Genomic DNA, 5,415 nt, shown 5'->3' on the forward strand with positions numbered 1-5,415 from the left:
CTCGACATGGCGCATCTGGACAAGATGGAGGCGGCGGTGGCCAAGGTCGCCGAGGCCGCGGCGGACCGGCGCGACTGCGAATTGGCCGTGACGTACCTGAAGGCCTGCATGGAGCATCTGCGGACCAGTCACTCCACCATCGAGACCGATCTCAGCGTGATCGGCGATCAGGCGACGCATATCGAACAGATCTTCTATGACCATGAGCGGTTCAGCCGTGCTAAACGTCAGGTTGAGACAATCGACGTCGTCGGCGTGATCGAAGAGGCGTCCAAGCTGTTGCAGCATGGTGACGCCGTAAAGATCGAAGTCGCTGCGGGGATTGGAAAGCTGCCGCAGGTACGCGGACACCATGTCGTCCTGACCCAGGTTTTCGGCAATCTGGTGGTCAACGCGGAGGAAGCGATCATGGCGGGAGGACGCACCGCGGGAAAGATCATGATAGACGGCAAGGTCGTTACCAGCGACGGCAGCGATATGGTGGAACTGCATTTCACCGACGACGGGCAGGGCATTCCCGAGGACAAGCTCGACCGCATCTTCGAGCGGGGCTATTCGACCCGCCGCGCCCACAGCGGCGGGATCGGCCTGCACTGGTGCGCCAACAGCCTGGCCGGCATGGGCGGAGGCATCTGGGCGACCAGCGAGGGGATAGGCAGGGGCGCCACCATGGTCGTCCGGCTGCCGGTCAAGAAGCGTGTGTTCAAGTTCGAAGAGTTGAGAGAAAGCGCATGAAGGCAAGTGAACCGTTCCGAGTACTCGTGGCTGATGACGAACCGATGCTGCTGGACAGCTACCGCTACGTCATCGACGACCTGTCGCCTCGGCGCGACAGGATGACCGAACTGGAGGAACAGCTGTTCGGACCGGCGGACATGCCGCCGACGCCGGAGGTCGAGTTGTGCTGCGTCCGGCAGGGCGAAGCCGCCGTCGCCCATGTCCGCGACGCACTGGCGGCGGGCAGGCGGTTCGGCGCCGCTTTCCTGGACATGCGCATGCCCCCCGGCATCAGCGGACTGGAAACCGCCAAGCGCATCCGCGCGCTGGACAGCCTGATCAACATCGTGATCGTCAGCGGCTTTGCGGGCGTCGACGCCCGCAAGATCACCCACGACGTTCCCCCGGCCGACCGTCTCTTCTTCCTTGCCAAGCCGTTCCAGGCGCGGGAGTTGCAGCAATACGTCCTGTCCTTCTCCGCCCGGCTGGAAAACGACCGGATCGAGAAGGAGCGCCGGGACGAAGAGCTGGAAGCGGCAGCCGACACCCGCCGGTCCCTCCACGCGAGCTGAGGCTTGGGGCGGAGACCCGCGACGGCCACGCCAGTATATACCGGGGTCTGTATATATCGGGAGCTGTCATACTGTATTTGTTCATAAGCACAAAGCGCAGCCTTTAGCTGAAAATTATAAAGTAATTGCATCGCGGCCCATCTGAATACTATTGTGCGTCCATCTTGATTTTGTCGTAGCCGGAACTCTGCCCATGCGGGAGCTTTTCGACTTCACCGGACGACGGGTGTGGGTGGCCGGGCATGCCGGCATGGTCGGTTCGGCGGTGGTCCGCCGGCTGGCGCGCGAGGGATGCGAAATCCTGACCGTCGGCAGGAAGGACCTGGACCTCCGCCGCCAGTCGATGGTCGAGGACTGGATGGAGGCCAACCGGCCCGATGCCGTGGTGCTGGCGGCCGGCAGGGTGGGCGGCATCGTCGCGAACTCCTCCCTGCCCGGCGATTTCATCTACGACAATCTGGCGATAGCGGCCAACGTCATCCATGCGGCCAGGGGCTGCGGCGTGACGCGGCTGCTGTATCTCGGCTCTTCCTGCATCTATCCGAAGCTGGCGGAGCAGCCTGTGACCGAAAGCGCTCTGCTGACCGGTCCGCTGGAACCCAGCAACGAGTGGTATGCCGTCGCCAAGATCGCCGGCGTCAAGCTGTGTCAGGCCTACCGGCTTCAGCATGGCTGCGACTTCATCGCCGCGATGCCGACCAACCTCTACGGACCCGGCGACAATTTCGATCCGGTCAACAGCCATGTCGTCCCCGGCCTGATGGCGCGGATCGACCGTGCCTTGGCCGAAGGGGCGGACGGCGTCCGGATCTGGGGCTCCGGGACGCCGCGCCGCGACTTCCTTCACGTCGACGACCTTGCCGATGCCGCCGTCTTCCTGCTTCGGCACTACTCCGGCGACCTGCCGGTCAATATCGGTACGGGACAGGACGTCTCGGTGCTGGAACTGGCGGAAATGCTGGCCGAGGCGATCGGCTGGCGGGGCCGGTTCGACTTCGATCCCTCCAAGCCGGACGGCGCGCCCCGGAAGGTCCTCGACGCCGGCGTCCTCAAGTCGCTCGGCTGGACCGCAGGGACGCCGCTGCGCGACGGTCTGGCCGCGACCTATCGCTGGTACAGGCAGACCGGGGCAGGGAACGTGCGCGGCGGCGCTCAGGTCAGCCGGTAGACCCGCGCCTCGTAGGGACGCAGCGTCAGCAGCGCTATGTCTTCCGCCGCATCGACCTCGTAGTTGGAAATCACCAGCTCCGTTCCCGAATGCGCGATGCCCGACGGCAGGGCGAAGACCGGCTGGTTGGCGGTGAAGTTCAGGATCGCCAGCAGGCGGTCGTCGCCATGGGTGCGGGTGAAGGCGTAGATCTCGGTATGCGCTTCCAGCAGCAGGTCGTAGCGGCCATGGACGATGACCGGGTTCTCCTTCCGCAGCCGGATCAGTCTTTTATAGTAGTGAAAGATCGAGTCGGGATCGGCCAGCGCCGCCTGGACATTGATCTCCCGGTAGTTCTGGTTGACGCCGATCCACGGAGTTCCGGTCGTGAAGCCGGCGTTGGGGCTGTCGTCCCACTGGACCGGCGTCCGGGCGTTGTCGCGGCTCTTGGCGTGGATGCCGGCCATGACGGTCGCCGGGTCGATGCCCCGGTCGTGGACGAATTCCCGGTACATGTTCAGCGTCTCGATGTCGCGGTAGTCGTCGATCGACGAGAACCGGACGTTGGTCATGCCGATCTCCTCACCCTGATAGACATAGGGCGTGCCCTGGAGCATGTGCAGGAACGTCCCCAGCAGCTTGGCCGACGCCACCCTGTGATAGCCGTCGTCGCCGAAGCGGGAAACCGAGCGCGGCTGGTCGTGGTTGGACAGGTACAGGCTGTTCCAGCCCTTGCCTTCCAGGTTGCGTTGCCAGCGGGTCATGACCTGCTTCAGGTCCAGCAGGTCCCAGCGCTTCAAGGCCCATTTGGCCGACATGCTGTGCGGGTCGCGGTCCAGGTCCATGTGCTCGAACTGGAACAGCATGTTGAGGTGGCCGGTCTCCTCGTTGGTCAGGTCGATGGCGTGCTCGGTCGTCGCCATGACGGCCTCTCCGACCGTCAGGATGTCGCCCCTGGACAGCACCTCCCGGTGCATCTCGCTCAGGTACTCGTTCAGCCGGGGACCGTGGATGAAGTACTGGCCGCCCCAGTGGTAAGGCTTGTCGCCGATCACCGGCGCATCGGGCAGGCCCGGCGTCTTGGACAGCATCGTGATGACGTCCATCCGGAAGCCGTCGATGCCCTTGTCCAGCCACCAGCGCATCATCTCGTAGATCTTGTTGCGAAGGGCGGGGTTCTCCCAGTTCAGGTCCGGCTGCTTCCTGGAGAACAGGTGCAGGTAGTATTCGCCGGTTGTCTCGTCGTACTGCCAGGCCGAGCCGCTGAAGAAGGATTCCCAGTTGTTCGGCTCTCGCCCGTTCTTGGCCGGCCGCCAGATATAGAAGTCGCGGTAGGGGTTGTCCTTGCTCTTGCGGCTCTCGACGAACCAGGCATGCTCGTCGGAACTGTGGTTGACGACGAGGTCCATGACCATCCGGATGCCGCGCGCGTGCATCTCCGCCAGCAGTTCCTCCCAGTCGGCGAGCGTGCCGAACTCGTCCATGATGTCCTGGTAGTCGCTGATGTCGTAGCCGTTGTCGTCGTTCGGCGACTTGTAGACCGGCGACAGCCAGACGACGTCGACGCCCAGTTCCTTCAGGTAATCCAGCCGGCCGATGATGCCCCGCAGGTCGCCGATGCCGTCCCCGTTGCTGTCCTGAAAGCTGCGCGGGTAGATCTGGTAGACGACGCTTTCCTTCCACCACTTCGTGGTCATGGCTCTTCCCCGGTCTGTGTTCGCCGTGATGTCGGGTTTCATCCCGGTTTTTCAACAATGGATAGTCATGAATGGCCGCAACGGTAGCCCCGACGGAATCCCGCCGAATGGATGAAATATTTAACCGATGTGTCATCGGCGTGTATGCTGCGATGCACTATCCTCTTTCCACGGACTGCCTTACCGCCTGTTCCACGAATGGGGATTCCATAAGCATGACGGCCATCAATTCCGAATCCATCAGCATCGATGAACTGCGCCGCCGCCTGAAGGGCAACGGCCTGATCGCCGAGAACGAAGGCGTCTTCCACGCCGACCACATCCTCATCAAGGCCGAAGACGGCGGCCTCCTGACCGTCTGCGCCGTGGCGAAGCAGGAAGCCGACGGCAACAAGACGGCCGCCCGCCTGCAAGCCGTTCTGGCCGGCGTCGGCAACGTCCGCGTCCACGCCATTCCCAACGCGCTCCGCGCCGGCTGAAAACCCCAGCCCTCAGCCTTCCTTGATCATCCTGCCCATGCTGGCGTCGTGCAGGATGAAGCCTTCGATCGGATCGTAGGGATGCATCCAGGGTGCCTGGGCCAGCACGCGGGCCGTATCGGCATAGCCGGCGGCCCAGCGTGCCCGGATGCCTTCGGGACTGAAGTCGATGTCCTTGGAATGGTCCTCGCCCGCCAGCGGCGGGGCCAGCAGCCGCACCACATGCATACGGGTCAGGCAGCCATAGGCGGTAAGCTCCCGGATCTCGGGATCGTTGCGGAGATCGGGGGGCAGCCGTTCCGCCAGTTCCGCGATGACGTGGCGCAGGCGGTGGATCTGCTTCTGGCGGGTGATATGGCTGGCGGCGCGGCTTGAGTACTGAAGGTCCTTCTGGCGGCTCATGACCTTCCAGATGCTGTCCGGTTCCGGTCCGCTGGGGTTCCAGATATGGACCGTGAAGACGACGCCGTTCCGCCGGGGATTGTCGTCGAACACGGCTTCGACGGGGGTGTTCGACAGGATGCCGCCGTCCCAGTAAAGCTCGCCGTCGATCCGGATCGCGGGGAAGGCGGGGGGAAGTGCTCCTGATGCCATCACGTGCCGGATCGACAGGGGCGCCTTGCGGCTGTCGAAGTAGTGCATCTCGCCGCTCTGGACATTGGCGGCGCCCACCGTCAGCCGGGGCTTTCCGGCATTCAGGTATCCAGGGTCGATCAGGTCGGCCAGGGTCTTCGCCAGCGGCGCCGTCGAGTAGTAACCGGCGTTCTCGGAACCCATGGTCATCTTCGTCCCCATGAACGCTC

At 63.9% G+C, this 5,415-nt stretch carries 6 protein-coding genes; 4 read left to right on the forward strand and 2 right to left on the reverse strand.

What is annotated here, in order from left to right; all coding sequences use genetic code 11:
- The 3 genes from AC5JJ6_RS39825 to AC5JJ6_RS39835 form a co-directional block, all read left to right on the forward strand.
- Positions 1-735: sensor histidine kinase (locus AC5JJ6_RS39825; RefSeq protein WP_496047351.1), on the forward strand; the 735-nt coding region annotated here is incomplete at its 5' end.
- Positions 732-1,289, forward strand: coding sequence for a response regulator (locus AC5JJ6_RS39830; RefSeq protein ID WP_496047352.1), 558 nt, complete (start codon positions 732-734; stop codon positions 1,287-1,289). The genes AC5JJ6_RS39825 and AC5JJ6_RS39830, both read left to right, overlap by 4 nt.
- A 193-nt stretch (positions 1,290-1,482) precedes the next feature.
- Positions 1,483-2,457: a GDP-L-fucose synthase family protein gene (locus tag AC5JJ6_RS39835; RefSeq protein ID WP_496047353.1), complete on the forward strand. Its 975-nt coding sequence runs from the start codon at positions 1,483-1,485 to the stop codon at positions 2,455-2,457.
- Here AC5JJ6_RS39835 and AC5JJ6_RS39840 read toward each other — a convergent pair.
- On the reverse strand, positions 2,442-4,133 hold the full coding sequence (locus AC5JJ6_RS39840; protein WP_496047354.1) for a glycoside hydrolase family 13 protein: 1,692 nt from the start codon (positions 4,131-4,133) through the stop codon (positions 2,442-2,444). The two genes, AC5JJ6_RS39835 and AC5JJ6_RS39840, sit on opposite strands and share 16 nt — an antisense overlap.
- A gap of 215 nt (positions 4,134-4,348) precedes the next feature.
- On the opposite strand from AC5JJ6_RS39840, the gene AC5JJ6_RS39845 reads away from it, so the two are divergent.
- Positions 4,349-4,612, forward strand: a complete 264-nt coding sequence (locus AC5JJ6_RS39845; protein ID WP_496047355.1) for a hypothetical protein — start codon at positions 4,349-4,351, stop codon at positions 4,610-4,612.
- Between the two features lie 12 nt (positions 4,613-4,624).
- On the opposite strand, the gene AC5JJ6_RS39850 is transcribed toward AC5JJ6_RS39845, so the two are convergent.
- A partial coding sequence (locus tag AC5JJ6_RS39850) for a DUF3734 domain-containing protein (RefSeq protein ID WP_496047356.1) occupies positions 4,625-5,415 on the reverse strand: 791 nt, incomplete at its 5' end.

This window comes from Skermanella sp. (assembly GCF_059503625.1).

What these genes read in the sequence shown, in the direction of transcription:
- AC5JJ6_RS39840 (WP_496047354.1), bottom strand. Translation starts at nt 4,133, where the DNA reads ATGACCACGAAGTGGTGGAAGGAAAGCGTCGTCTACCAGATCTACCCG.
- AC5JJ6_RS39830 (WP_496047352.1), top strand. Translation starts at nt 732, where the DNA reads ATGAAGGCAAGTGAACCGTTCCGAGTACTCGTGGCTGATGACGAACCG.
- AC5JJ6_RS39845 (WP_496047355.1), top strand. Translation starts at nt 4,349, where the DNA reads ATGACGGCCATCAATTCCGAATCCATCAGCATCGATGAACTGCGCCGC.
- AC5JJ6_RS39835 (WP_496047353.1), top strand. Translation starts at nt 1,483, where the DNA reads ATGCGGGAGCTTTTCGACTTCACCGGACGACGGGTGTGGGTGGCCGGG.